Here is a 26507-nt window from a genome sequence, read left to right as displayed (position 1 = left end):
CGAGAGGGGTTCGGGGTACGCGGACCCCCCGACGCTAGTTCACCCGATTTGAGTCGATGGACGGCGGGTCAGGACGTGAGCGCCCTCCGTGCCGATGCGGGGTCCGGCGTCGATGGGTGAGGCTGCCGGTCCCCGACGAGCGGTCAGGAGGCGGCCGGGCGGTCCAGCGAGTCGAGCAGGGCGACGGTGAGGGATAGTGCCTCCGTCAGGTCGGCCGGGCTGACTACCCCGACCGGCAGGGTCCGGGCCTGCCAGCCCGGACCGGCCGCGAGCACCAGCAGCGGTCGGCTCGGCGTGGTCAGCAGAGCGGTGAGTTGGGCCGGATCGGCGGTGGCCGGAGTGTGCGACCAGAGCACGACCGCGGCCGGTCCGGTCCGGGCGATCGCGGCGAGCAGTGCCGCCACCGGCACCCGGGCACCGAGCATCCGGTAGCCGACGCCGGCCTCGGCCAGCGCTGCGGCCAGGGCCTCCAGCGGCAGGCTGTGCTGCTCCTCGTCGGCGCAGGAGAGCAGCACGCGTGGCGGCCCGCAGGCAGGGTTGGCGGATGCCACCGAGCCCAACGCCGTCGATACGCAGCGGGTCACCAGATGCTCGACCTCGACCAGCGCGCCGGTGGCGGCGTGCCGCTCGCCGATACCCACGAGCAGCGGACGCAGCAGCCGATCCCAGGTCGTCACCACGCCGTCGGCGGCGAGGGCCTGGGCGACCGCCTCGCTGATGGCGTCGGCGTCCAGCCGCATCGCGGCACGGGCCAGCCCCCGGGCCGCCGGTCCGGCACGCCCGACGGGGATGGTCGTACCGCCGCCGTCGCGTGCCCGGCGCGGGTCGGCGGTGCCGACGGAGGCGAGGCTGTCGGGTGCCTGCCGGGCCCATCGGGCCGCCTCGGCGGGGCTTACCCCTTCGGCGGTGAGTCGTCGCATCACCTCTAGCCGGGCCAGGTCGGCCGGTGTGTAGCGCCGGTGATGGCCCGGAACATGGTGGCTGGGCCCGAGGCCGTACCGTTGGTGCCAGGTACGTAGCGTGGTCACCGCGACCCCCAGGCGGCGGGCGACGATGCCCGCGCTCAGCGCCTCATCGGCCACCTGGCCGCTCCGGCGCGTCGTCGTCCGGCTGCCCGGGCAGTTGCAGGAGTCGATCCAGTACGCCACTCAGCCACGGGGCGTAGGCGTCGGGATCGTGGTGCAGCGCGGCGGCCAGTTGGTCCGGCTCGACCCAGCGCAGCTCCGCCACCTCGGTCGGCTCCGGGCGTAGTGACCCGTCGGTGTGGAACTCGCCGCACAGGACGTGGTCGTACTCCACCTCGACCCGCCCGGTGGCCGGGTCCTCGGCACGGTAGACGTAGACGCCGATCTCGCGCAGCGGCACCGGGTCGGCACCCAACTCCTCCGTCAGTCGCCGGTTGGCGGCCTCGGCCAGGGTCTCACCCGGCTGGGGGTGGCCGCAGCAGGAGTTCGCCCAGCGCAACGGGAAGCGGGTCTTCGTCGCGGCGCGGCGCTGAAGCAGCACCCGGCCGTCGGGCGCGACGAGTAGGACGGAGAACGCCCGGTGCAGTTGACCAGGCGGCTGGTGGGCGGCGGCCACCGTGGCCTCCCCGACCGGCCGGCCGCTGTCGTCGACCAACTCGACGAGGTGGCTCTCCCGGGACTGCGGCATCAACGCGCTCCTCCGTTCCTGACCGCAGGGCTCGGCACCGCTTCGCTGGTCGAGCTCACTGCTGCTTCCCGGTGATCCGGGCCGCGGCAAGCTTGCCAGAGATGAGCACCATCGGTACGCCGACGCCGGGTTGGGTGCCCGAGCCGACGAAGACCACGTTGGACAGCGAGCGGTGCAGATTGGACGGCCGGAACGGGCCGGTCTGGAACAGGGTGTGTGCGGAGGCGAACGGCGTACCGGCCGCCATGCCCTGCTCGGCCCAGTCCGCCGGGGTGATCGCCCGCAGCACCTCGGCGCCCGCGCCGAAGCCGACGTAGCCGCGCTCCTCCAGAGTGGTGATGAGCTGATCGGTGTACCGGGCGGTGAGGTCGCCGCGCCAGTCGAACGGCGCCCGTTCGAGGTTCGGCACCGGAGCCAGCACGTAGTAGGTGTGCCGATCGGTCGGCGCCACCGCCGGATCCGTCCGGCTCGGGTTGGTGACCAGCAGGGATGGGTCGGACATCAGGTTTCCCTGGCGGATGACCTCGTCGAAGGTGCCCTGCCAGGCCCGCCCGAAGTGGATGTTGTGATGGGCGATGCGTCGGTATCCCTGGGTCGAGCCGACGTGCAGCACGACACACGAGGGTGAGTAGGTGAGCCGGCGCTGCCGGGCTGGCGGCAGCAGGTCGCGGTAGGCCACCGGAAGGTCCGGATTGAGGACCACGGCGTCGGCGGGTACGAACTCCCCGTCGGCGGTCACCACTCCGGTCGCCCGGCCGTTCGCGGTTTCCACCCGGTCGACCGTGGTGCCGTACCGGATCTTCACGCCGTGCTTCTCGGCGGCACCGGCCAGTCCTCGGGAGACCGCGTGGATGCCGCCGCGCGGGAAGAAGACCCCGGCCACCGAGTCGAGGTACGCGATGACCGCGTAGATGGCCAGCGCGTCGTGCGGGGCGAGCCCGGCGTACATCGCCTGGAAGGAGAAGATCCGCCGGGTACGCGGGTCGCGGAAGAACTGGTCGATCTTGGTTTGCAGCCGCCGGAAGGCGCCCGTGGCGACCAGTTTGAGCAGGTTGCCGGTGAGTAGGTCGGTCGGGGCGTCGAGATTGCGCTCGATGAAATCGGCCCGTTCCAGGCGCCACAGGTTCCGGGCGAAGTCGACGAACCGCAGGTAGCCGTCGGCCTCCCGAGGCCCGCAGACCCGGGAGATCTCCGCCGCCATCGCAGCCGTGTCGGTGAGCACATCGAGCGTGGAGCCGTCCGGGTAGTAGGCACGGTAGGCCGGATCGAGCGGCATCAGATCGAGCCAGTCGGTCAGCTCCTCGCCGACCGCGGCCAGCGCCTCGGCGATCAGGTCGGGCATGGTGAGCACCGTGGGTCCGGTGTCGAACTCGTAGCCGTCGACGCTGAGCCGACCGGCCCGCCCGCCCGGCACCGGCTCGCGTTCCAGCACGGTCACCTGGCGTCCGCTGCCGGCCAGGTGCAGCGCGCAGGCCAGCCCGCCGAGACCGGCACCGACAACCACTACCTGATCAGTACGCCCGTCAACGGTCCGCACCGGCGACCACCTCTCTATGCAGGAAGCCCATCATGCCCGCCGGTGGGTGGCGGCGATCGCGAGGCCGACCAGTGCGGTGCGGGCGGTCTCGTCGACGGCGACCGTGTCGAGCGCGGCCAGCGCCTCCTCGACCCGTTCGTCGATCATCCGCTCGATCCGTCGCACCGCCCCGGTGTCCACCACGACCTCGGCGAGGCGGGCGATCTCCGGCTCGGCGGCGTGCCGGTCGGTGTCGTCGAGGGCCCGCAACTGGGCCGGCGTGGCCAACTCCCGGGCCAGTACGAGCAGCGCCGTCGGCTTGCCGGTGCGCAGGTCGTCCCCAGCCGGTTTGCCGGTGGTGGTCGGGTCACCGAAGACCCCGAGCAGGTCGTCGCAGAGCTGGAAAGCCTCGCCGACGGCGAGGCCGTAGCGGGTGTACGCGGTGGCCAGCGGGCCGTCCGGGTCGACGCCGGCCAGGCTGGCCCCGAAGAGCAGCGGTCGCTGCACGGTGTAGCTGGCGGTCTTGTACCGGGCCACCCGGAGCGCGCGGTCCACCGACCAGCTCTCCGGGTCGGTCTCGCCGAGCACGTCGAGGTACTGCCCGGCGACCGTCTCCACCCGCATCCGGTCGTAGCCACGCCGGACCTGGAGCAGCCGGTCCGCCGGCAGGTCGGCGAGGGCCATGAGTTGGTCGGCCCAGACCATGCAGAGATCGCCGATGAGGACCGCGACCGCCTCACCGAAGCGCCCCGAGTCGCCGCTGCGACCCGCCGCCGCGTGCTGGGCGGCCACCGCGACGTGCGCGGTCGGTCGGCCGCGTCGGGTAGCGGAGGCGTCCATCACGTCGTCGTGCACCAGCGCGAAGGTGTGCAGCAACTCCAGGGTGGCCAGTGCGGGCAGCACCGGGGTGACCGGCGTGTTGCCGCCGACCGCGCCGCGCCACCCCCAGTAGGCGAACGTGGGCCGGACCCGCTTGCCGCCCGAGAGGACGCAGTCGCGGGCGGTGGCGGCGAAACCGCCCATCGCCGGGTCGATAGCGGTGAGTGCGTCGACCTCGGCATCGAGGAACTCGGCCAGGGTGGTGTCGACGGCGGTGACGAGGTCCCGCGTGTAGGCGGCCAGGACGGCAGCGATCGGGTCGACTCCACCGATCGGCTGCTCATTCACCACCCGGAGGAGGTTACCCGTTGGTTCATCGCTGGCCATGCCGCCGAGCGTACCCTAGGGTACAGGTTGCGTCGATTGGTGCGTCGATTTAGAGGAGGGGCCGGTGGACTTGGATCTCGCCGATGCCTACGACAGATGCCGCGAACTGCACAGACGTCATGGCCGTACTTACTATCTCGCCACCCGGCTGCTGCCCGCTTGGAAACGGCGGCATGTGCACGCTTTATATGGATTCACGCGCTACGCCGACGAGATCGTCGATCAGACCGACGCCCTGCCACCGGCCGCGCGTGCGGCCCGACTGGACGACTGGGCGGGTCGGTTCGTCGCCGGGCTGCACGGTGCGCCGGTGACCGATCCGTTGCTCCCGGCGGTGCTGCACACCATCGCCGTCTTCAACCTCGACCGGGAGGACTTCGCCTCGTTCCTCAAGAGCATGGCGATGGACCTGACCGTCACCTCCTACCGCACCTACGAGCACCTGCTGGACTACATGGAGGGGTCGGCGGCGGTCATCGGCACGATGATGCTGCCGATCCTGGGCAGCTCCGATCCGGCGGCGGCCCGCGAGCCCGCCCGGCAGCTCGGCTTCGCGTTCCAGCTGACCAACTTCATCCGGGACGTCGGTGAGGACCTGGTTCGCGGCCGGACGTACCTGCCCGACGAGGACCTGGCCGCCTTCGGCGTGACGCGGGACGACCTGTTGGCCTGCCACGCCGCCGGGCGGGCCACCGAACCGGTGCGGGAGTTGATCCGGTACGAGGTGGCTCGTGCCCAGGCGCACTACGTCGCCGCCGCGCCGGGTGTGGTCCTGCTCGACGGTGCCTCACAGGCCTGCATCCGCACGGCCTACCTGCTCTACGGCGGCATCCTCGACGAGGTGGCCGCCCAGGGCTACGACGTCTTCGCCCGCCGGGCCACGGTGCCGCAGCGGCGTCGGCTCGCGGTGGCCACCCGCGCCCTGCTGACCCCGGCCGGCACCCCGGTCGAGGTGCCCGGACCGCCGTTGCGGTGAGCCGGCATCCGCGCGACCCGCTGGCCGACGACAGGCCGGTGCGCGATGCTGGGCGACATGGCGGAGCCGGAACTGGTGGACGTGGTGGTGCTCGGGCTCGGTGTCGGTGGGGAGGAGGTGGCCGGTCGGCTCGCGGAGGCCGGACTCACCGTGGTCGGCATCGAACGGGACCTGGTCGGTGGGGAGTGCCCGTACTGGGGCTGTGTCCCGAGCAAGATGATGATCCGGGCGGCGAACGCGCTCGCCGAGGCCCGTCGGGTCGACGGTCTCGCGGGCACCGTGCAGCTCACTGCGGACTGGACGCCGGTGGCGCAGCGGATCCGCGCGGAGGCCACCGACAACTGGGACGATCGGGTGGCGGTGCAGCGGTTCACCGACAAGGGCGGGCGCTTCGTCCGGGGCAGCGGCCGGATCGACGGCCCCGGCCGGGTCCGGGTCGGTGACCAGGTCTTCCAGGCACGCCACGGCATCGTGCTGGGCACCGGCACGCGTCCCTCGGTGCCGCCGGTGGAGGGATTGGCGCAGACCCCGTACTGGACCAACCGGGCGGCCATCGAGGTCGAGCGGTTGCCTGCCTCGTTGCTGGTGCTGGGCGGTGGGGCGATCGGGCTGGAGTTGGCCCAGGTGTTCGCCCGCTTCGGCGTACGCGTCACCGTGGTCGAGGCGCTCGATCGGGTGCTGGCCGTCGAGGAGCCGGAGTCGTCCGAGGCGGCGGCGACCGCACTGCGGGCGGACGGGGTGGAGATCCACACCGGGGTCAAGGCCGCTCGGGTGGAGTACGACGACGCGGTTTTCACCCTGCACGGCTCCGAGGGTGAGGAGTTCACCGCCGAACGACTGCTGGTGGTGACCGGTCGCCGCGCCCACCTCGAGGAGTTGGGGCTGGACTCAATCGGCGTCGACACCAGCGGGCGGTACCTGCGGGTGGACGACCGGCTGCACGTCACCGACGGGATCTGGGCGGTCGGTGACGTCACCGGCGAGGGTGCCTTCACCCACGTCGCCATGTACCAGGCGTCCATCGTGGTCGCCGACCTGCTCGACCACTTCCGGCGCGCGGACAGCGGCGCGGACCCGAGCGGGATGGCCAGCGTGGTCGGCGGTGCGGCCGGCGCGGCCAGTTCGCTGGCCGGCACCGGCGCGGGCGGCTCGGCCGGGTCGGTGCCCCGCGCCGACTACCGGGCGCTGCCCCGGGTCACCTTCACCGATCCGGAGATCGGCGCGGTCGGCCTCACCGAGCAGCAGGCCCGTGAGCGCGGCGTCAACGTGCAGGTCGGCTTCACCCGGCTGCCGTCGTCGGCCCGGGGCTGGATCCACCGCACCGACGAGGTCGGTTTCGTCAAGCTCGTCGCCGACGCCGACCAGGGGGTGTTGATCGGTGCCACCTCGGTCGGTCCAGCCGGCGGTGAGGTGTTGTCCGGCCTGGCGGTGGCCGTGCACGCGGCCGTCCCGCTGACCCAGCTCCGACACATGATCTACGCGTACCCGACCTTCCACCGGGCGATCTCCGACGCGCTGAGCAACCTGGGACGATGAGCTGAATCCCCGGTCCGATGGCGGTTCGTCCCCGACGACCGGTTTGCGTCGGCGTACGGCGGGAAGTCGTTACCCGTGCGAGCGTTGTTGACGAAAATCGAGCAAGCCTCCGGCCTCGACCGGTTCGGTGACCGGTTGCAGCAGAGAGTGCAGGGGGTGCTGCGCCCGCAACGGGTGCGTGACCTGCTGCACGGCGTCTGGCTGGGCCATCCACTGCATCCGGCGCTGGTGCAGGTGCCGGTCGGCGCGTGGATCAGCGCGGCCGTGCTGGACCTGATGCCCGGCCAGCGGAGGGCGGCCACCACCCTGACCGCGGTCGGCACGCTGAGCGCGCTGCCGGCGGCGGTCGCCGGGCTCAACGACTGGGCGGGGCTCTCCCGCGACCAGCGCCGGGTCGGCCTGGTGCACGCCGCGTCGAACTCCGTCGGGTTGGCGCTGTACGGCGCCTCGCTGGCCGCGCGCCTGTCCGGTCGGCACGGGCTCGGGCGTACCCTCGGGTGGCTCGGGCTCAGCGCCGCCGGTGCCGGGGCGTACCTCGGCGGGCACCTGGCGTACAAGCAGGGTGCCCAGGTGAACGTCAGCGTCTCCGACCTGCATCTGATCAGCGATGGCTGGCACCCGGTCGCGGAGATGACCAGCCTGCCGCAGCGGCAACTCGTCACCCGCAAGGTCGACGATGTATCGGTGATCCTCTACCGGCACGGCGACGACGTGACCGTCATGCTGGAGCGCTGCCCGCACCAGAGCGGCCCGCTCGGCGAGGGCGAGGTACGCGAGGTCGACGGGCACGCGTGCGTGGTGTGCCCGTGGCACGGCAGCACCTTCCGGCTCAACGGGGGCGAGGTGGTGCACGGCCCGTCCCCGAACGACCAGCAGGTCCTACCGACCCGGATCGTAGACGGTCGCCTGGAGGCCCGGCTGCCCTGACGGGCGGTCGCCCGCCCGCTCGACCCGCCTCGTCGCGGGCCCCGGCCGCCCCGTTGCGGGCACGCGCGGACGCCGAGCCCGTGCCGGGGTCAGTCCCGGCGGTGTCGACCCACGGGCAACTCCCGGGGAACGTGGCCGCTCGGGTGGTGCCGGGAAGTGGCGGGCCGACGGCGCAGGCCCAGCACCGCCCCGATCTGCGCGCCGACGATGCTGGCCACGGCCAGTACCGCGGAGACGGCGAGCGGACGGTTCACCCCGTCGGGTTCACCGGCCCGAGCCGCGCCCACCGTCACCACCGGGGAGTGGTCCTCCGACGTCTCATCTCGTGACGGTTCCGGCTGCCGCTGCTCGGTCGGCACCGGAGCGGGCGTGGCCTTACCGGCTCGGTCCGTCGCGCCGTCAGGTTGTTGCGTCGAGCCGCCGGGCAGCTCCACCGCCTCGCCGGGCTGTTGGGTCGAGCTGTCCGGCCGCTCCGGCGCCGGACGGGTCTGCTCGGTGCGCTCCGGGCCGGGTGCGGGCCGGGGCTTCGGCGCGACCAACCGCCCGGTGGCGTGTGGCCGGGAACCCTGGTCGCGTGCGTCACCGGGCAGTTTGATCAGCTGACCGGGACGGATCCGGTCCGGGTCGCGCAGCTTGTTGAGCGCGGCGAGACGGTGGTAGTCGTCGAAGTCGTCGAGATACCGGTCGGCGACCCCGCCCAGGTAGTCGCCCTTGGCGACCCGGTACACCGGTGCGTGGCTGGAGGTGTCGTCCGTCGCCCGTACGGCCGTCGTCGTCGGCCCGGTCGTCGAGGGTGCGGCCATGGCGACCACCGCCGGCCCGCTCGCCGACGGCGCGTACGCGGGGGCGGCGTATCCGGTGGTGGCGGCCGTGGCGGCCGGGCTGGCGGCGAGGATCAGCGCGACCGATCCCACCAACGCTGCGGCGGCCCGCTGCTGCCGACCCATGCCGGGCAACCGGGGAGCGGGCCGATCCAGCGCCTGCGCGCCCAACTCCACGAGCACGGAGAGGGCGAAGGTGGCCCAGCCGAACCAACCGACGATCGCCAGTGCCCGCAGGAAGAGTTGCCCGTCGTCGCGGCTGGTCAGCGTGCTGCCGATCTCCGCGAGTGTGGGTACGTGGTCGGGGAGGGGGTTGCCGGCGAAGGCCAGCAGGGCGATCGGCCCGCCGACCAGCAGGCCGACCAGTACGACCAGCGCACCGAACCCGGTCAGCGCCCGACCGACCCGCCGTGCGGCGGTGCCACCCGATGCGGCCATGGCTACCTTCCTTCCTAGGGAGCCCCGGTCAGCGCCCGTGCGGTCGCCTCACCGGAGACGGTGACGGTGTTGGAGAAGCCGAACAGGCCGAGCATCGCCCGGTCGTAGGTGACCTGGACGCGTACCCGGATCAGGGTTTCGCCGTCGACCACGGGAAAGACCACCGTGTAGTTGTCGGCCCCGGCGGCGGTCAGGTAGTCCCGGACGGCGATGCGGGCCTGGGCCTGGTCTATCCGCTTCGGGCCGCCCTCGATGGCGGTCGCCCGGTCGATCGCCTGGCCTCCGGCGCGGGCCGCCTCGGCGGCCAGGTTCTCGGCGCGTTGGAGCGTCCGGAGCTGGCCGGCGCCGTCGAACGCCATGCCGATGATGCCGAGTACCCCGAGCAGGGCCACGGCGAGGAAGATGCTCACCCGGCCGGCGTCACCGCGTGCGGCCGTCATCGCCGGCTCCGGTAACGGTCCAGCGGCGAGGTGAACGAGGCGGTGATCCGCTGCCCGTTCGGCATCCGCAGTGCCGGAAGTCGGATGTCGGCGTAGGAGACGGTGCAGGCGACCTCGACGGTGACCGACGCCTCCTGCCCGATGGCGCTGCCGAACGCCTGATTGAAGGTGGTCGAGCGACCGTCGACCGAGCCGCGGAAGGTCACCTGTGGGGCGCTGGTGCAGGCCACGCCCCGCCAGTCGAGTTGCTGCCGGGCCGCTTCCCGGGCCGCCGCACGCGCGGTGGAGGCGTCGCGGGAGATCGACGCGGCCCGCGCCGCATCGTGCGCGGCGGCTTCCAACGCCGCGCTGGCCACCGCGGTACGCCCGGCGACCCCGCCCAGCACCATCATCGCCACGAATGCCGGTGCCAGCACCGCCACCTCGATCGACACGGAGCCCCGGCTCATCACGGCTCGGTCCATCGTTCGGCTGTCCCGTGTGCCGTCTGCCTGACGGAGAAGCGCACCCCCGGCACCACTGAGAGGGCCCGGCCGGTCACCGTGCAGGTCACGTCGGTGTCCGTGACGGCGCAACTCGGCCCCGGCTCGTCCCAGTCGACCAGCCAGTCCCCGGCGGTCCGGAGGAACCGGGCGGCGCGTTCCTCACCGGCCCCCGCCGGGGCGTCGAGGAGCCGCGCCGCGTTGACCCCGCTCTGCGCCGCGTTGAGCGCGGTCGACCGGGCGACGAAGACGGCGGCGACCTGGATCGAGGCGAACAGCATCAGCAGGACCGCCGGTAGCGCCACCGCCAACTCCACCGGGTTGCCGCCCCGCTCGCCGTCGCCGGGCAACCGACGGTGCCGGGTGGCGGCGACCACCCGGCACCAGCCGGTGGAGAGGGTACGGCGCATTGATCAGGGGGCCGTCGGGTTCTGGTGGCTCGGGATGTTGCTCATCCAGTCGTTGGCCGCGCCGAGGGCGGCGGCGGTCACCGCCATCGCCACGGCCACCAGGCCGAAGATGATCACAGCTGTCGGCACCGGGCTGTCGCCACGGTCACCGCGCAGCTCGGCCAGCCGCGCCCGTAGCGCGACGTGTACGTAGGTGAGGACGGTCATTCGGGGCTCCTTTACTCGGGTCGGCCTAGAGGCGGGCCAGGAACGGATAGATGGCGAAGCCGAGCAGGACGAAGACCAGCAGCGCGCCAGGGATGTCGAGCCGGCTCGTCACCCCCTCGGCCCGAGCCAGGTTGTCGGTGCGGATCTGGTCCCGCAGCGAGTCGGCCCGACTGCGGAGGGTCTCGTGCACCTGCGCGCCCTCGCTGCCGGAGGAGCGCATGATCGCGCCGACATCGCCCAGCTCGGGGATGCCGATCTGGTCGGCGAGATCGCGTAGCTCGTCCCAGGGCGAGTGCATCTGCATCTGGGCCATCCGCAGCGCCTCGGAGATGCGGTCGAAGACCCAGCCCTGGCAGATCGCGGCGGCCCGCTCCAGCGACTGCACCGGGCCGTGCGCCGCGGACAGCTGCAACGCCACCAGGTCGAGGTAGGTGCAGACCGCCTGGCGGAACTCGTCCCGCGCGGCGTCGGCCTTGGTCAGCACCGAACGGTGCGCCACCAGCGCGCAGAGCAGCGCCAGACCGAGGCTGCCCACCACCGGTACGGCCAGCGGCAGCGAGACGCCGACGCTGAGCAGGGTGACGCTGAGCAGCGCCGGAGCGGAGAGCCCGATCAGGGCGGACAACAGCAGGGAGAGGGCGTACTGCTCGGGGGTGCGGTCGAGCAGGGCCAGTTGCCGGTGTGGCGGGCGCAGCCAGCGCGCCAACCCGGTGAGCCAGTCCAGCCGCCGGTCGGCGGGACCGGTGTGGGCGGCCCCCGTCGGCTGGTGCAGCCGGCGCAGCGCCGGGCCGAGCGCGGGGGTCGCCGGCACCAGCTCGCGGACCACCAGGAACACGCCCAACCCGAAGCTGGCACCGGCCACCACCGCCAAGGTGAGGATCAGGTTCACGCCACCACCTCGCTCGGGTCCGGCGCGGGCAGGAAACGGGCCGGTCGGGGCGGTTGGCTCATCGAGCGCACCCAGGCCAGCAGCCCCACGAAGGCGGCACCGAGCACCGCCATCACCAACTGCCCGAACGGGGTGTCGTAGGGCTGGACGTATTCGCGGTTGAGCAGTCCGTACGCGAGGGTGGCCAGCGTCATCCCGGTGAGGAAGCGGACCGCGAACCGGGGCTGGGTGCGCTTGGCCTCGATTTCCCGGCGGGTCGCCACCTCGGCCGCGGCGGCCGAGGCGATCGAGCCGAGCACATCGCCGAGACGCTCACCCCGGTCAGTGAGGTGCAGGATGAGCGCCGCCACCACCTGGTCGCAGACCGGGTCGCCGATCTCGTCGGCGAAGGCCAGCAGCGCGGAGCGGGCCAGCCAGCCGGCCTGGAGCCGGGCGGCGAGCAGGCGTACCTCCTCCTGGATCTCCTCGGGCGCGGTGGTGACCGTGCCGATGATCGCCTGCTGGAGTCCCTGCCCGGTGGCGGAGACGTCCTTGAGTCGGCGGGTCCACTCGCCGACCGCCTCGATCCGGGCGATGGCCCGCTGCTCGGCCCGGCCGACCGAGAACAGCCACGGGGTGCCCGGTACCGCCACCGCGACCAGCAGGCCGACCACCGGCAAGCCGGTCAGCAGGAAGGCCAGCGCGCCCGCGATCACCGCACTCACCAGCAGTGTCTGGTGTGCCCGCTGCTCGCGGGCGGTGGTGCCGGAGCCGCGCCAGAGCCGCTCGATCCCCGGGCCCGCCCCAGGTGCCCGGCCGGGTGGCCGACGGGTGCCGACCAGCGCGACGACCGCCAGCACCAGACCGGCCACACAGGCCGCACCCGAGACCAGGGCGATCAGCTCGACGTTGGTACCCACGGCTCACCGCCGCCCGAGTCGGGTCTGCCGGGGGCGACGCCAGGCGCCCTGACCGGCCTCGATCCAACGGCTCAGCAGCCGGGCGTCGTAGCCGACCCGCAACAGCTGGTCCCGGACCCGTTCCGGCAGGTGCTTCGGGACCGCCCGACCGTCCGGGCCGGGACCGAAGACCTGCGTGGTGGTGATCCGGCTGCCCTCACCGACCCCCACGACCTCCTCGACGTGTGAGACGAAGCGGTGTTTGCGCCCGCCGATGCCGGTCTCGTCGTCGACGTTGACGTAGACGATCAGGTCGAGCGCGTTGCCGGCCATCCGGCGGGCCTGGTCGACGGTCATCTCCCGGCCGTGCGACAGCGCCAGCTCGATGATCCGCTCGCTCACCCCGGCGGGCGTACGCGCGTGGATGGTGCACATGGATCCCCGGCTGGTGGTCATCGCCTGGAGCATCGGCACGATCTCCCGGGACCGCACCTCGCCGACGATGATCCGCAGCACACCCATCCGCAGCGAGACCGGGATCAGGTCGGCGATGCTCACCTCACCGGCGGGCCGACCGTCCGGCCCGCGTTCCCCGTGCCCCTCCCGGGCCTCGAAGCTCATCACCGCGCGATGCCGCTCGCCGCGACGAGCCGGGAGCAGTTCCCGGCTCTCCTCCAGCAGGACGTACGGCTCGTCCGGTGGGATCTCGTTCATCATGGCCCGGATCACCGTGGTCTTACCGGCACCGGCCAGCCCGGCGACCATGATGTTCAACCCGGCCCGCATCGACGCCCGGAGGAAGTCCCGCAGCAGTGGGTCGATCATCTCGTCGAGATCGCCCCGCCCGCCGGCCAGGTCGTCCAGGCTGACGTCGAGGGTGTTGTGCTTGCGGATCACCGCGTACGGACGGTGGCTGACCAGGAACACCGCGGCCAGTCGACTGCCGTCGGGCAGTTGCAGGTCCAGGGTGGGTTTCGAGGTCGACAGGGAGCGTTCCGTGGCACCGGCCCGGCGGGCCGCCGCCTGAAGGATCTCCACCAACTCGTCGTCGCTGTCGGCGATGGGGTCGGCCCAGTCGACGCCGCCGCCGTGCCGGGTGATGCGCACCTGGTCGCAGCCGAGGATGTGCACCTCCTCGATGGTGTCGTCGACCAGCAGCGTCTGGAGCCGACCGAGACCGGCCAGTTCGGCGGTCACCTGGTCGAGCAGCAGGCGTTCCTCACCGGCGGCCATCGGCGTGCCGGCGCGACGCACCGAGTCGGCGTACTCGGCGACCAGTTCGACGGCGAGCCGGGCCCGCTCGGTGTCCTCCTCGGCGACGGTGAACTCCCGGCCGCGTTGCCACCGGGTGAGCCGCTCACTGAGCTGACGGCGCAGCTCGCGTACCACCTGGAAGTCCAGCCGTGGCCGGGGCGGCGGGGCCGCTGGTGGCGCGGTGACCGGGACCGGCGGCTGCGCGGGCGGGGGGTGCCAGCCGTTGACGGGCGGCAGCGGCGGGGCGATGGAGGTGGCGCCGGGTGGTTGCCGACGCGGGTCCGACGAGACCGGCTCAAATCGCATCCGGCACCCCCTGGGAGACGGGCCACGCCAGCCGGGCCCGCCGACGTTCCAGCAGCGCGCCGATCGGCACCTCCAACTCGCGGGCCGCGCGCAGCAGCGGCCGGTTGGCGCGCACCGTCCCGCCGAGGCTCAACACCGCCGCGGTACGCGGGTCGTGCGGCAGCCGGGCGATCACCGGAAGCCGGAGGGCCTTGCTGACCTCACTCTTGCCGTGCCCGCCGCCGACCAGCAGCAGCCGCAGCGTGCCCGGCGTGACCCGGTGTTCGGTGAAGTCCCGCTCGATGGCCTGGACCATGGCCCGGGTGCCGGACAGGTCGGGCAGTTGCGCCCGGGTCACCACCAGCACCACCGAGGCGGCGCGCAGCAGCGGCCAGGGCGGGCCCAGGACGTGCAGCCGGCCACAGTCGACGATCACGTCGTACGGCGGATCGCCGCGTTCGAGGCTGGTGAAGAAGTCGGCGAAGCGCTGCCAGAGCGGGGTGACGCTGCCCGCCTGGGCCGGGTCGACCACTCCCGGCAGCAGGAGCCGCTCTCGACGGGGTGCGTCGAGGTCGACCAACTGTGACCAGAACGAGGTCTCCATGGTGCCGTCGCGCAGTTCGCCGACGGCCAACTCGCCGATGCCGCGTGGCCCGTCGAGCGCTCCACCGAGGTATCCGGCGAGGATGGAGCCGCCGGCCGGGTCGCACTCGGCGAGGATCAGCCGCCGGTGCCAGCTCAACGCGCAGGCCAGCGCGGTGGTGGTCACCCCTGGCGAACCCTTGGCCGAGACCAGCGCGATGATCGCCATACTCAGGCCGCCTTGGTCAGCACGACCGCGATCCGATCCTGGGCGGCCAGCGCCACCACTGCCGGCACGTCCCGGACGGCGAGCGCCAGGTAGACCACGACCTCGTCCCGCCCGTCGGTGGAGACGGCATCGGTGACGGTGGCGGTGAATCGGGTGGCGGCCGACGAACCCTTGCCGCTGTCGTTGTCCGGGGTGCTGACCAGCAGCACCTGGTCACCGGGGCGCAGCTTCGGCGCGGGCACCTGGGCGGCCCGTAGCCCGAGGGCGAACTGCTGCTGCCCGGGGCCGAGCAGCGGTTCGTCGGTGAGTTGGCTCATCGTCAGCAGGGAGCCCGGGGCAAGTGAGACGGCGGCGCGCATCCCGATCACGTCGGCGAGCCGGGAGGCGGGCACCGGTTCGAGTCCCTGACCGCCGGCCACCTGCACCGACATCAGGTCGTCGGCGCGTACCACGCTGCCCACCTCGACCGCGCGGGCCACCGCCAGGTAGCTGCCGGTCGCCCGGACCGAGGTCACCGCGAACGCGGAGCCCAGCCCGCCGAGGGCGATCAGCAGGACGGCGAGGCCGAGCAGCCCCGGTCGAACCCGACGTTGGCGGACCACCCGGGGTGGGGCGACCGGCGCATCCACCGGAGGGATCTCGTTCCGGGTCGCCACGCTCATCGGTGCCCACCTTTCGCTCGCGACTGCGGAACGCGCAGGACGTGCTCGCTCACCGCGTCACCACCTGAAGCTCGTTGATCTCGATCTCGACGGGGTCCGTGGTGCGGGTGACACCGTCGATGCTTCCGCTGTCATTTCTGTTGCTGGTCCACGTCACCGACCAGTGCGTGGTCGCTCGGACCGTGTACGTGTCGGCCCGGTCGTAGCCGCTGTGGTAGCCGCAGTCGGGGGAGCGTCGCCCGGCGTACCGGCCCTGAGGGTCGTACCCGGTGCCGGGGCCGGTGCAGGTGACCTTGTCACCGTTGCCCATGTCCCAGACCACCCGCTCCACCTCGGCCCGGATCGTCACGGTCAGGCCGCGATCCGAGGCGGAGGCGCGCAACGGGCCGAACTGGTTGGCGCCCCGTTCGGCCCACATCCAGACCGGGAGGCCGACCAGACCCGGGCCGACGCGCTTGCGTGGTGCGACCGCCGCGCGGGGCGCGAGCAGGGTGATCGAGGCGAACGCCCGGCGGGCCAGCTCATCCGGGTCCGGCGGGGCGCCGAAGCCCGGCGGCGGCTCGTCCAGCGACACGAGCGTGCCCTGGCCCAGCGTGCCGATGCAGTTCCGCAGGTACCACTGCTGGCCCGGCGGAGGTTCCGTGGCCGGGGACTCGACGAGCTTGTAGTAGCAGCCGTCACCGCTGTTGAACCAGCCGAACAACTCGTCGTAGCAGGGGACGGTGCGACCCTGCCACTGGCAGACGCCCCCGCCTCCGCCGCCGTTGTCGCCACCGCCGTTGTCGCCTCCGTTACCGCCGCCGCCGGGCGTACCCGGGTCGTCGTCCCAGACGTTGCAGTTGGGTTGGGCCGGTGGGCAATCGGCACCGGGGTCGGCGGTCGCCGGTACCGCGCCGACGGCCGCCAGCAGCACCGCCAGCGCCCCGCCGAGCAGCGCCCGGCGGAGATCGACGATCCGGGTGGTGGCCGGTCGGCATCGACGGCCGACCGATACCGGCTCGGGTCGGCCGGGAAACGCGTCGACGGGTCGCCGTGGGCCGCGACCGTTGGTCCGCCGGGTCAGCACGGCTGGTCCTGGTGAGCCGCGCCGGCGCTGATCCGCCAGCGGCCGTCGGGATAGCGGGTGGCGGTGGCGGTGGCCAGGTGACGGGAGCCACGGGTGCCCGGTACGACCTTGTCGTCGGCGACGTAGACCAGCCGGTAGTTGCTGGCGTCGACGCAGTCCTGGATCTCCACAGTGGGGGGATCGGCGTCCAGGTCCATCGAGACGACTGTGGGACCTTCCGAGCGCAACGTGCCGGCAGCGACCGCGCCGTGCTGGCGGGCCTGCCGCAGGTTGAACCGGACGTTGGTCAGCAGCGGGTCGGCGAGGAACCGGGCCAGTTGCGGCTCCTGCGGGTCACTGCGGCGGCTTGCCGCGCGGGAGGCGGCGAGATAGCCGGAGTAGGCCGCCAGCGCCGCCTTCTCCGCAGCCGCCTGCTCGGCGGCGCGCTCGGCACCGGCAGGCGTGTTCCGTTCGGGTGTCGCGGCGGTGGACGTCGTCTGGGTGCCGCCGCAGGCGGTGCTGGTGCCGACCGTGGCCACCGCGATCAGGCTGGCCGTCCAGCGGCTCACTTGCCGTGCTCGCACCTCGTGCCCTCCTCGGTGCCGACCGGCGGACGCTTTCGCCGGGCGTGCGGCAGCGCGACCGGAAGGATCACTCCGGTCTGTCCCCCGTACGCAGCCGCATTGACTTTTGTGGATCTCCTATGAATGCACTGGCCTGGCTGCTTGTCGGTAGTGGACGTGGGTTGTGTCACATCCAAGGGGCGAGCATAGGCTGACGTCAGCCGATGCAACAGAGGCAATTCATGTGAACACTCTTAGTGATGATCGGTGGTGGCGCGGCGTGGTTTCCGGAAGGTTGCCGGCGTTTGTCGGCTCGATGTGTGGGGCGGGCCGGTGGGGTCGGCGGGGTGGTCGATCCCGCCCTCGATCGGGCTCACAGCCGACCGGTCGCAATGGGGTGGGAAATGGCAATCGGTCCGATCCGTCCCCGGCAATAACGGTGCCAATTGGGCGTCAATTGCATCCCGTGGGAATTGCATCTTCCGGTGTCGATCATGCTCGTCGACCCTCGAACGGCGCCCCGACAAGGCCCGCTGACCGGTCGGTTCGCCACCCGAACCGACCGGTCACACTACCCTCCGTGAGGGGGTGGATGGCGTGACCCGGCGACCCGCCGCACCGGCACCGCCGGACCGGACCGTCGCGTCGACCGTTTCTCCGCCGAGGCGCGCCCCCCGACCGTGGCCGCACGCCGCAGCCGTGCTCGCGATCACCCCACTGCTGCGGTACGCCGTCGCCCGACACGCCGTACCCCCGGGAACCGATCGCCGGGTCGGCTGCGACGCCTGCGGCGCGCCGATCAGCCCCAGCCGTCCCTGGCCGGCGCTCGGCCCCACCGCCCGCTGCGGGGGCTGCGGTGCACGGGTCGGTGCCGCGCCGGTCGTCGTCGAACTGACCGCCCTGGCCACGGTGACCGCGCTGCTGCTGGCCCGCCCACCCGTCGTCGAACTGGCCGCCGCCACATGGTGGCTGGCCTTCGCGGTGCCGTTGGTCTTCATCGACCTCGCGGTCCACCGGCTGCCGGACCGGCTCACCCTGCCGGCCGCCGCCGGTACCTGGCTGCTGCTCGGGCTGGCCGCGCTGACCGGTGCCGGGGCCGCCCCGTGGCTGCGCGCCATCGCCGCCGGGCTCGGGTTGGCGCTCTTCTTCGGAACCACCACCCTGTTGCTCGGCAACCGGGGCTTCGGCATCGGCGACGCCAAGCTGGCACTGAGCGCGGGCGCGCTCCTGGGCTGGTACGGCTGGAGCGTGCCGGTGCTCGGGCTGCTCCTCGCGCTGACCCTGTCCGGGCTGGTCGCCCTGGCCCTGCTGGTCAGCCGACGGGCCCACTGGTCGAGCCACCTGCCGTTCGGGCCCTACCTGGTCCTCGGCGGGCTCGGCGCGTTACTGCTGGTGTGGTGGTGAGCCGCTGCTGGTGTGGCGAGCCAGCCGCTGGGGAACTGTCAGCCCTGCAGGACCAACGGAAACGCCTGGAGGCGCTGTGCAGCCCAACACCGACCCGTCGCCCCCGGAGGCCGACGAGCCGCAGCCCGACGAGCGGTGGCGGATCCGACGTACCCGGGACGACCTGGACCGGCTCGGTGAGACCGAGTCGGTCTTCGCATTGAGCAACGGCTGGCTGGGTTGGCGCGGCACCCTCGACGAAGGCGATCCGGTCGACATGCCGGGCAGCTACCTCAGTGGGCTGCACGAATGCCGACAGCTGAACTACCCCGAGGACGGGTACGCCTTCCCGCAGCTCAGTGACACCGCGATCAGCGCGCCGAACGCCACACTGATCCGGCTCTGGGTCGGTGACGAGCCGCTGGACCTGCGCACCGGCACGGTGCTCGCCCACGAGCAGGTGCTGGACCTGCGCGCCGGAGTGATCGAACGGCACACCGAATGGATCTCGCCGGCCGGTGACGGGGTGCGGGTACGCAGCCGGCGGCTGGTGTCGCTGCGCCGCCGCCGGGTCGCCGCCGTCGACTGGACGGTGGAGCCCCTGGACGGGCCGGTCGACGTCCGGATCTGCGCGGACCTGCTGGCCAACGAACGGATCCCGGAACGCGGCGACGACCCTCGGGCCGCCTCGCTGATCCAGGAGCCGCTGACCGCCGAACTGCACCGTGCCGACGACTCCGACGCGCTGCTGGTGCACCGTACCCAACGCAGCGGGCAGCGGGTCGCCGTCGCGGTCGCGCACCGGACGGCCCTGCCGGAGCACGTCGCCACCGGGGTGGACGCCACCGCAGACCGGATCCGGCTCACCCTCACCGGGGCGCTGCGCCCCGGTGAGCGGGCCCGACTGACCAAGTTCGCGGCGTACGAGTGGAGGCCGGTCGCGGACTCCTCGGTCGAGGAACTGGCCGACCAGGTGTCCGGCGACGCGGACGCCGCGCGTACCGACGGCTTGGACGCCCTGCTCGCCGAACAGCGGGCCGCGTTCGACGGCGCCTGGCGCACCGCCGACGTGGTGCTCGACGGCGCTGAGGAGTTGCAGCTGGCCACCCGGTTCGCGATGTTCCACCTGATCCAGGCCGGGCGTTCGGACAGCGACCGGGCCATCCCCGCCAAAGGGCTGACCGGCAACGGCTACGACGGGCACGTCCTCTGGGACACCGAGGGGTATGTGCTGCCGGTGCTGACCTACGTGGCGCCGGACGTGGCCCGGTCGGCGCTGCGGTGGCGGCACGCGCACCTGCCGCAGGCGTTCGACCGTGCGGCGGAGCTGCGGCTCACCGGTGCCACCTTCCCCTGGCGGACCATCGGCGGCAGGGAGTGCTCCGGCTACTGGCCGGCCGGCACCGCCGGGCTGCACGTCAACGCCGACATCGCCGACGCGGTCCTGCGCTACGTCGCGGCCACCGGCGACGAGGACTTCCTGGTCGGTGCCGGGCTGGACCTGCTGGTGGCCACCGCCCGGCTGTGGCACGGCTTCGGGCACTTCACCGACGACGGCAGCTTCCACATCGTCGGGGTGACCGGTCCGGACGAGTACACGGCGCTGGTCGACGACAACCTGTTCACCAACCTGATGGCACGACGGAACCTGCGCGGCGCGGCCGACGCCGTGCAGCGGCACCCGGAGGCAGCCGGTCGGCTGGGCGTGGATCCGGCCGAGGTGGCCGGTTGGCGGGCCGCCGCCGAGGCGATGACCATCCCGTACGACTCGAAGCGCGGGGTGCACCAGCAGGCCGCCGGATTCACCGACCTGCCGGAATGGGACTTCGCCAACACCAGCGACGACGACTACCCGCTGCTGCTGCACTTCCCCTATCTGGAGCTGTACCGGCACCAGGTGGTCAAGCAGGCCGATCTGGTGCTGGCGATGCTGCGCTGCCCAGGCGAGTTCACCGCCGAGGAGAAGGCCGCCAACTTCGCCTACTACGAGGCGCGGACGGTCCGGGACTCGTCGCTGTCCGCCGCCCCGCAGGGGGTGCTCGCCGCCGAACTGGGCCACCTCGACCTGGCGTACGACCTGTTCGCCGAGTCGGTGCTCCAGGACCTGAAGGATCTCGGCGACAAGACGGGCGACGGGCTGCACCTGGCCTCCCTGGGCGGGGCCTGGCTGACGCTGGTGCAGGGCTTCGGCGGGTTGCGTGACGACCGGGAACTGCTGTCGTTCGACCCACGGCTGCCCGACCGGATCGACCGCCTCGCGTTCAGCCTGCTTTGGCACGGTCACCGGCTGCACGTCACGTTGACCGCCGAGGAGGCCCGGTACGCGCTGCCGGACGCCGACGCGGACACCGCGATCGAGCTGTGGCACCACGGTGAGCGCCTGCGGGTGACCGCCGGGCAACCGACGGTCCGTCCCATGCCCGCGCTACCCGACTTCGGTCCCGAACCGCCGTCGCCGCCCGGTCGCCGCCCGGCCCGCCGCTGACCCCGGCTCGGGCGTACCGCACGGGGACACGGCCCGAGCCGGGGCGGGCGGACGGTCAGGCGGGCGAGGTGGCGGTGAGCGGTGCGTTCACCTGCGGAGTCTCGGTGAGCGCCCGCTTCCGGAGGCCGAAGATGATCAGGTAGCCGAGGATCCAGAACTCGCCCACGGTCGCGGGGATCACCAGCAGGTCGGCGGCGGCTCCAGCACCGGGGGCGAGGTAGTTGACGAACGTCATGAGCACGTAGCCCACCCCACCGGCGACGAGGATCCAGCCGAGCGGGCGGGGTAGCCAGCCCGAACGCAGCACGCACCAGCCCATCGGCACCAGCCAGAGGCCGAAGAAGATCCCGCCGACTCCCCACAGGTTCTCGCTGACGAGATACAGCAATTGGACGGTGCCGGCGGCGTCGCCGGTCCCGTCGGTGGCCACCCCGACGGCGGTCGCGAGCAGGGCGGCGCTGCCGAGGATCGCGACGGCGTTGACGATGCCGAAGGCGGCGATACTTCCGGCGGCGGTGCTGTCGACGGTACGGAACAGCCGGTAGAACCAGACGGCGGCGAGTGACTGGGTGAGCACGACGAGCAGTTCGAGGGCCACCCCCGCCCGCGCCAACGACTCGTTGGCGACCAGGTTGGCGAGGGTCGCGTCGGCGTCACCGGCGTCGAAGATCATCGGGCGGATGGTGAGGAACCCCAGCATGCCGGCGACACCGAGGCCGAGGTAGAACAGTCCGGTCGTACGGGCGGTGCGAATCAGCGGATGCATGGTGGCTCCTTCGGTTGCGGCAGTTCCCGGGGCGGACCGGGCAGACGAGCCTTACGTCGTAAGGCCAACCGTACGTTGTAAGGTCAAGGAGAGGTGGGGGTCACGTGGCAGCGAGGAAACGGCGGGAGCCGCTGAGCCGTGACCGGGCCCTGGCCGCCGCGACAGCGCTGGTGGACGCGGAGGGGATGGCGGCGCTGACGATGCGTCGGCTCGCCGCCGATCTAGGCGTCGAGGCGATGTCGCTCTACCACCATCTGCCCGGCAAGGAAGGGCTGCTGGACGGCCTCGTCGACGCCGTCATCGCCGAGATCACCGCAGCCGCCGACCAGGCCGAGACGGACGCGGCCGGCGGAGACTGGCGTACCCGGCTCCGACTGCGTTTCCTCGCCGCACGTACGGTCATGCTGCGGCACCCGTGGGCACCCGCACTGCTCAGCTCCCGCCCGACCATTCCCCCCGGGGTCTACGGCTACTACGAGGGCATCCTCGCCACCCTGGTCGACGGCGGCTTCTCGTACCGGATCGCCCACCGGGCGCTGCACGCGTTCGGCAGCCTGGCACTCGGCTTCGCCCAGGAGGTCTTCAAGCCCGCCACCGGCGAGGAGGCCGACGCCGCAGAGGCGGAACTGGCCGTGCTGGCCGAGCAGCTGCCCCACCTCGGCGCGATGGTCGCCGCCGAGATGCACGCCGCCACCGACCCCACCCTGGGCTGGTGTGACAGTCAGACCGAGTTCGAGTTCACCCTCGACCTGCTCTTCGACGGACTGGAACAGGCGCGCTGCCGATCCGCCGCGGATGAATGACGGCCCGCCGCGCGTGGTGCCGGGCCGCACGGACGGCGGCGGCTCACGGCGGCGGCCGGTGGTCGGATCAGCATCCGTTGCGGGCGTCGAGCAGCGTGGTGGGGGTGATCCTGACGTGCCGTACGCGGGCATCGAATCCGTCGCCCATCGGCGACTGCACGCTGAAGCCGACCCGGTGGCTGGCTATCGGCCCGAGCGTGAACAGCCGGGCCAACTTCCAACGCGCGCCGTCGTCGGAGTGGTGGAACGCGTACACCACCCCCATGCGGGAGATCCGCAGCCACGAGCGCCCCGGACACGCCACGGCGACCCCGTTGGCGTCGTCGGACACCCCACGGGTCACCACCGTGACGATCGTGTCCGTACCGGCCGGTGATCGTTCCATGGCCAGCTTCGCCCAGCTCGTCGCTCCACCATGGACGAACAGCGCAACCGCGTCGTAGGTTTCCGTCAGCGTGGCCTCGACCAGGGCGCTGAGCTGGAAATCGCCGACGCATCGAGTCAGCGCGAGTGGCGCTGACCCGGTCGGTTCGCCGCCGGCCGGGTCGGCGAACCAGTCCGTACGGGCCGGTGCGCTGAGCAGACCGCTGTCAGGAGATCCGACGCGATTACCGTTGACGTCCTGCCAGTCGAGCGACTCCATCGACATGCCGGCAAGGGTGCCGTGCGGGCTTGGCCCGGACAACCCGCCCCGATCGATCTGACCAGCTCAGCCGGGTGTGGAAGCGCTTTCACTCAGGACGTTGTCAGTCGGTGTCGGTGGCCGCGAGTACCGCCAGACGCCGCCGGTCCGGTGTCACGACCGCCAGGCCGATATCCCAGGCGACTCTGTCGAACCACGGGGTGGAGAGGGCGAACGAGTACCAGGAGCAGCGGTTCGCGATGGCCTCGACGTCACCGGCTGGTGCGTCGTGCGGGGCACCGACCAGTGCCGCGACCGACCGCCAGGCGAGCAGCCTTCCGTACGCGCCGAACTCGCCGCTGTTGTAGGCCCCACCGGTGGAGGCTGCGGAGAACAACTGCCGCCACGCCTGGGAGGCGGAGCAGACCTTGAGTCCGGTCGTCATGCCCTGGGCGCATTGCAGACCGACGCGGACCAGCGCGTCCCCGACCGCCGCTGCCGGGAGGTCGTCGTCGAAGGCGAACGTTCGCGCCTCGATGTGACCGTTGGACTCCTCGGCCCAGTTGTCCACGGCGGCGGCGAGCGAGGCCGCCTCGTCGGGAGTGGTCGTCTCCTGCCAGTGGGGTACGGGTCCGTGTCCGCGCACCGCCTCGGCCGCGATGACCGGCAACTCCTGGCTGCTTCCGTGGAGGTGGTAGTCGGGCAGGACGGGGCGTCCTTCGATCGGAGTCAACGACAGCGGCAGCCAGCCGAGCGGGTGGTAGCGCCAGTGCGAGGAGGTCGCCCACCGGTGGCGAACTTCGGCACCACGCAGCACCAACTCCTGGAGCACGCAGGCCCGCAGCTCCTCCGACCGGCCCGCGTCGAACACGACGCCCAGGTCAGCCGGGCTATGGGCCGAAGCGAGCAGGGACGCGGCGTAGCGGGTCGTGTGGCGGTCCTGCACGACGGAAACCAACCGGGCCGCCTGGTCGACGACACCCGGCGTGAGCGTCAACAGCCGCAGCACCGAATCGAAGACGCTGCGGTACTGCCACGGTGAGACGGCTTGCCCTGCGTACCTTCGCCACAACGCGATGCCGAGATCCGCGACGAAGCGCGCATCGCCGGCACCGAGACGCCGCTCGGCGAGTTCGTGGACCCTCGTCACATCGTGCAACTCGGTGACCGTGGCCGCGATATCCCGAGGGTCCTCATCCACGTCGGGCACTCTAACCAGCGTGCGCCCCTGGCCGACCGTCATCGGAGAGGCAGGCCGTGCGGGTGTCCGCCGGTCCGTGCAGCGTGAGGTGCGCGGACAGGGCGTCGAGGAAGTCGCGGGCGTCGAAGGCCGCACCGGCGGAGACGACACCGGTCGCCCGGGTCCGTCCGGTGAGGACGCGGTCGACGGCCTCCACCGCGAGCGGCGCGCTGGTGGCGTAGATGTCCTGGCCGGTCGCGGTCACGCGGCGTTTCGCGTCGCCTGAGCGGACGAGAACGTCGACGACGAACGTCTGCGCGGAGCGGCCGCGCTCGTCGACCCCGGTCAGCGCCGTGGGATCGGCGGAGAGCAGGTCCGAGGCGGCTTTGGCGGCCATGTAGGTACGCACCTCCGGCACCGCCAAATGGCTGGGGACGGTGACGACGTCGGCCATGGTGAACTCGCCGATGACGCGCTGCGGGCCGAGCGGCGTAGGGAAGGGCCACTCCAGGGTCGGCAGCGGGTCGTCGTGGTACTGCAACCGACCGCCGGTGAAACGGACCCGGCGGCCACCGCGCCGCCGCGCCGAGACGGCGCCCGCGGCGAGCGTGCCCTCGGTCGGGTGCCAACTGCTCAGCCCGTAGGCGACGTGCACCTCATCCGCAGTGGTCCAGTCGCCCATCGCGGCGGTGACCAGCAGGTCGCCGAGACCGCCGTAGAAGGCCATCGCCGGGACGACCACCGTGCCGGCGGCGCGGGCGCGTGCGGCGAAGTGCGCGAACGTGTCGACGTTCGCCTCGATCTCGGCCGCCACGTCGACGTACGGAATGCCGGCGCGCAGCGCGGCCTCGATCACCGGGCCGGCGGTCAAGGCGAACGGTCCGGCGGTGTTGATCAACGCGACGGCGCCCTCCAGTGCCCGGTCGAGCGAGGCCGGATCGTCGACCGACGCCTGCCGCGTCTCAAGATCCGGCTGGTCCCGCGCCAGCGCCCGCAACTTGTCCCGGTCGCGTCCGAGCAGCAGCGGTACGTGCCCGCGCCGCCGGAGTTCGGCGACCACGAACCGCCCGGTGTGTCCGTACGCCCCGTAGACCGCGATGCTTCCAACCGCCACCATGTCCTGCTCCCGCACGCCGAAGTGTTCCCGTTGCTGAAGATCCTCTTCGGTACGGCGTACCCCTGCCAGTGTCCGGAACGACGCGACCCGCACAATTTCCGACATGGCCCTTCGCCCGCGTTCCGTCGCCCTCGCCGCCACCGACGGCATGCTGCACTTCGAACTGGCCCTGGCCTACGAGGTCTTCGCCTCCGCCCCCGACGCCGTGCGAGTCCCCTGGTACGACGTGGCCGTGTGCGGCACCCGGCCGGTGCGCGTCGGCAGGTTCCGGCTGGACCCGGACCACGGACTCGACCAGCTGGCCCACGCCGAAACGGTGATCGTCCCCGCCCTGGCAGACGTCGACGAGGACCCGCCGATCGACCTCGTCGAAGCGGTACGCGCCGCTCACGAGGCCGGTGCGCGGGTGGTCTCCCTGTGCACGGGCGCGTTCGTACTCGCCGCCGCCGGTCTGCTGGACGGGCTGCGTGCCACCACCCACTGGGCGCACACCGAGCAGCTCGCCGCGCGCCACCCCCGGGTCACCGTCGACCCGGACGTGCTCTACGTCGACAACGGCAACGTGCTCACCTCGGCAGGCAAGGCCGCGGCAATGGACCTGTGCCTGCACCTGGTGCGCCGCGACCACGGCTCGGCGATCGCCAACATCGCCGCCCGCCGCCTGGTCGTGCCGCCGCACCGAGCCGGCGGCCAGGCACAGTTCGTCACCACACCGGTGCCCGCCCAGGACGACCATCCCCTGGCCGACGTGATCCCCTGGGTCATGCGGCACCTGGACCAGCCACTCACCGTGGAGGACATGGCCCGCCAGGCGAACCTGAGCTCACGCCACCTGACCCGGTACTTCCACGCGATCACCGGCACCACCCCGCTTCAGTGGCTGCTGACCCAGCGGATCCGCCGCGCGCAGGAGCTGCTCGAAACCACCAGCGACAGCATCGACGCCATCGCCGCCGCCTCCGGCATGGGCACCGCGACAACCCTGCGCCGCCACTTCCGTCGTACGGTCGGCGTGCCGCCCGACACCTACCGCCAGACGTTCACGCGGTAGCAAGCCCGGGCCAGTCGTCAGGCCACGCTCCAGCCACGGGTTCGACTCCGATCAGCAGGTGGCGACGATCCCTCTCGGACGGTCGGATAGCCTCGCTGGCC

General features: G+C 72.3%; 27 protein-coding genes. 7 read left to right on the top strand and 20 right to left on the bottom strand.

Going from position 1 to position 26507, the window contains the following annotated elements:
* Positions 1-143: 143 nt before the first annotated feature.
* From ACLQ2S_RS07270 to ACLQ2S_RS07255, 4 genes are read right to left on the bottom strand one after another with little or no spacing between them, the layout of a single operon-like run.
* Positions 144-1082: a MerR family transcriptional regulator gene (locus tag ACLQ2S_RS07270; protein WP_309223091.1), complete on the bottom strand. Its 939-nt coding sequence runs from the start codon at positions 1080-1082 to the stop codon at positions 144-146.
* The gene (idi, locus tag ACLQ2S_RS07265) at positions 1072-1653 is read right to left on the bottom strand and encodes an isopentenyl-diphosphate Delta-isomerase (protein ID WP_155217212.1); all 582 of its coding nucleotides are present in this window, start codon (positions 1651-1653) and stop codon (positions 1072-1074) included. Before idi ends, ACLQ2S_RS07270 begins: the two co-directional genes overlap by 11 nt.
* A gap of 55 nt (positions 1654-1708) precedes the next feature.
* On the bottom strand, positions 1709-3190 hold the full coding sequence (gene crtI, locus ACLQ2S_RS07260; protein WP_425701371.1) for a phytoene desaturase family protein: 1482 nt from the start codon (positions 3188-3190) through the stop codon (positions 1709-1711).
* Positions 3191-3220: 30 nt separating this feature from the next.
* The gene (locus ACLQ2S_RS07255) at positions 3221-4375 is read right to left on the bottom strand and encodes a polyprenyl synthetase family protein (protein ID WP_155217214.1); all 1155 of its coding nucleotides are present in this window, start codon (positions 4373-4375) and stop codon (positions 3221-3223) included.
* 64 nt (positions 4376-4439) lie between these two features.
* Between ACLQ2S_RS07255 and ACLQ2S_RS07250 the strand changes: the two genes are divergently transcribed.
* The 3 genes from ACLQ2S_RS07250 to ACLQ2S_RS07240 all read left to right on the top strand — a co-directional run bounded on the left by ACLQ2S_RS07250 (position 4440) and on the right by ACLQ2S_RS07240 (position 7814).
* The gene (locus tag ACLQ2S_RS07250) at positions 4440-5351 is read left to right on the top strand and encodes a phytoene/squalene synthase family protein (RefSeq protein WP_309223093.1); all 912 of its coding nucleotides are present in this window, start codon (positions 4440-4442) and stop codon (positions 5349-5351) included.
* Between the two features lie 57 nt (positions 5352-5408).
* Positions 5409-6887 (top strand): dihydrolipoyl dehydrogenase family protein, encoded by a 1479-nt coding sequence (locus ACLQ2S_RS07245; RefSeq protein WP_155217216.1) that lies wholly within the window; start codon positions 5409-5411, stop codon positions 6885-6887.
* A gap of 75 nt (positions 6888-6962) precedes the next feature.
* Positions 6963-7814, top strand: coding sequence for a Rieske 2Fe-2S domain-containing protein (locus tag ACLQ2S_RS07240; protein WP_425701370.1), 852 nt, complete (start codon positions 6963-6965; stop codon positions 7812-7814).
* 89 nt (positions 7815-7903) lie between these two features.
* On the opposite strand, the gene ACLQ2S_RS07235 is transcribed toward ACLQ2S_RS07240, so the two are convergent.
* The 12 genes from ACLQ2S_RS07235 to ACLQ2S_RS07180 form a co-directional block, all read right to left on the bottom strand.
* Positions 7904-9073: a LysM peptidoglycan-binding domain-containing protein gene (locus ACLQ2S_RS07235; protein ID WP_155217220.1), complete on the bottom strand. Its 1170-nt coding sequence runs from the start codon at positions 9071-9073 to the stop codon at positions 7904-7906.
* Positions 9074-9087: 14 nt separating this feature from the next.
* Positions 9088-9513: a pilus assembly protein TadG-related protein gene (locus ACLQ2S_RS07230; protein ID WP_155217222.1), complete on the bottom strand. Its 426-nt coding sequence runs from the start codon at positions 9511-9513 to the stop codon at positions 9088-9090.
* Positions 9510-9977 (bottom strand): TadE/TadG family type IV pilus assembly protein, encoded by a 468-nt coding sequence (locus ACLQ2S_RS07225; protein WP_155217224.1) that lies wholly within the window; start codon positions 9975-9977, stop codon positions 9510-9512. Before ACLQ2S_RS07225 ends, ACLQ2S_RS07230 begins: the two co-directional genes overlap by 4 nt.
* A complete protein-coding gene (locus tag ACLQ2S_RS07220) occupies positions 9962-10405 on the bottom strand; it encodes a TadE family protein (protein WP_155217226.1) in 444 nt (147 codons plus the stop codon). Before ACLQ2S_RS07220 ends, ACLQ2S_RS07225 begins: the two co-directional genes overlap by 16 nt.
* Positions 10406-10408: 3 nt before the next feature.
* The gene (locus tag ACLQ2S_RS07215; protein WP_155217228.1) at positions 10409-10612 is read right to left on the bottom strand and encodes a hypothetical protein; all 204 of its coding nucleotides are present in this window, start codon (positions 10610-10612) and stop codon (positions 10409-10411) included.
* Between the two features lie 25 nt (positions 10613-10637).
* Positions 10638-11501, bottom strand: coding sequence for a type II secretion system F family protein (locus ACLQ2S_RS07210; protein WP_309223095.1), 864 nt, complete (start codon positions 11499-11501; stop codon positions 10638-10640).
* Positions 11498-12400 (bottom strand): type II secretion system F family protein, encoded by a 903-nt coding sequence (locus tag ACLQ2S_RS07205; RefSeq protein WP_309223096.1) that lies wholly within the window; start codon positions 12398-12400, stop codon positions 11498-11500. Before ACLQ2S_RS07205 ends, ACLQ2S_RS07210 begins: the two co-directional genes overlap by 4 nt.
* Before the next feature lie 3 nt (positions 12401-12403).
* Positions 12404-13939, bottom strand: a complete 1536-nt coding sequence (locus ACLQ2S_RS07200; protein ID WP_155217230.1) for a CpaF family protein — start codon at positions 13937-13939, stop codon at positions 12404-12406.
* On the bottom strand, positions 13929-14729 hold the full coding sequence (locus tag ACLQ2S_RS07195; protein WP_155217232.1) for a ParA family protein: 801 nt from the start codon (positions 14727-14729) through the stop codon (positions 13929-13931). The genes ACLQ2S_RS07200 and ACLQ2S_RS07195 overlap by 11 nt, the downstream gene beginning before the upstream one ends.
* Before the next feature lie 2 nt (positions 14730-14731).
* Positions 14732-15391 (bottom strand): SAF domain-containing protein, encoded by a 660-nt coding sequence (locus ACLQ2S_RS07190; RefSeq protein ID WP_155217234.1) that lies wholly within the window; start codon positions 15389-15391, stop codon positions 14732-14734.
* 49 nt (positions 15392-15440) lie between these two features.
* On the bottom strand, positions 15441-16346 hold the full coding sequence (locus ACLQ2S_RS07185; RefSeq protein WP_425701435.1) for a hypothetical protein: 906 nt from the start codon (positions 16344-16346) through the stop codon (positions 15441-15443).
* Between the two features lie 104 nt (positions 16347-16450).
* Complete coding sequence (locus ACLQ2S_RS07180) at positions 16451-17020, bottom strand: hypothetical protein (RefSeq protein WP_309223097.1); 570 nt, start codon at positions 17018-17020, stop codon at positions 16451-16453.
* A 678-nt stretch (positions 17021-17698) separates the two neighbouring features.
* On the opposite strand from ACLQ2S_RS07180, the gene ACLQ2S_RS07175 reads away from it, so the two are divergent.
* Both ACLQ2S_RS07175 and ACLQ2S_RS07170 read left to right on the top strand, forming a co-directional pair.
* Positions 17699-18403 (top strand): prepilin peptidase, encoded by a 705-nt coding sequence (locus ACLQ2S_RS07175; protein WP_309223185.1) that lies wholly within the window; start codon positions 17699-17701, stop codon positions 18401-18403.
* Between the two features lie 76 nt (positions 18404-18479).
* Positions 18480-20867 (top strand): glycoside hydrolase family 65 protein, encoded by a 2388-nt coding sequence (locus ACLQ2S_RS07170; protein ID WP_425701369.1) that lies wholly within the window; start codon positions 18480-18482, stop codon positions 20865-20867.
* A gap of 55 nt (positions 20868-20922) precedes the next feature.
* Here ACLQ2S_RS07170 and ACLQ2S_RS07165 read toward each other — a convergent pair whose 3' ends face one another.
* A complete protein-coding gene (locus ACLQ2S_RS07165) occupies positions 20923-21633 on the bottom strand; it encodes a DUF4386 domain-containing protein (RefSeq protein ID WP_425701368.1) in 711 nt (236 codons plus the stop codon).
* Between the two features lie 104 nt (positions 21634-21737).
* On the opposite strand from ACLQ2S_RS07165, the gene ACLQ2S_RS07160 reads away from it, so the two are divergent.
* Complete coding sequence (locus ACLQ2S_RS07160) at positions 21738-22436, top strand: TetR/AcrR family transcriptional regulator (RefSeq protein WP_425701367.1); 699 nt, start codon at positions 21738-21740, stop codon at positions 22434-22436.
* 67 nt (positions 22437-22503) lie between these two features.
* Here the strand turns inward: ACLQ2S_RS07160 and ACLQ2S_RS07155 are convergent, their stop codons facing one another.
* The 3 genes from ACLQ2S_RS07155 to ACLQ2S_RS07145 all read right to left on the bottom strand — a co-directional run bounded on the left by ACLQ2S_RS07155 (position 22504) and on the right by ACLQ2S_RS07145 (position 25460).
* On the bottom strand, positions 22504-23085 hold the full coding sequence (locus tag ACLQ2S_RS07155) for a DUF1349 domain-containing protein (RefSeq protein ID WP_155217238.1): 582 nt from the start codon (positions 23083-23085) through the stop codon (positions 22504-22506).
* Positions 23086-23182: 97 nt separating this feature from the next.
* Entirely contained in the window at positions 23183-24259 is a 1077-nt protein-coding gene (locus ACLQ2S_RS07150; RefSeq protein WP_309223100.1) for a DUF6183 family protein, read from the bottom strand.
* A gap of 10 nt (positions 24260-24269) precedes the next feature.
* A complete protein-coding gene (locus tag ACLQ2S_RS07145; RefSeq protein ID WP_230462518.1) occupies positions 24270-25460 on the bottom strand; it encodes a saccharopine dehydrogenase family protein in 1191 nt (396 codons plus the stop codon).
* Here ACLQ2S_RS07145 and ACLQ2S_RS07140 point away from each other — a divergent pair.
* Positions 25459-26406, top strand: a complete 948-nt coding sequence (locus ACLQ2S_RS07140; RefSeq protein ID WP_155217240.1) for a helix-turn-helix domain-containing protein — start codon at positions 25459-25461, stop codon at positions 26404-26406. The two genes, ACLQ2S_RS07145 and ACLQ2S_RS07140, sit on opposite strands and share 2 nt — an antisense overlap.
* Positions 26407-26507: the final 101 nt, after the last annotated feature.

This window comes from Micromonospora sp. DT48, from assembly GCF_049844495.1.
GTDB lineage: Bacteria > Actinomycetota > Actinomycetes > Mycobacteriales > Micromonosporaceae > Micromonospora.
This window is presented reverse-complemented; position numbering and strand designations above follow the sequence as displayed.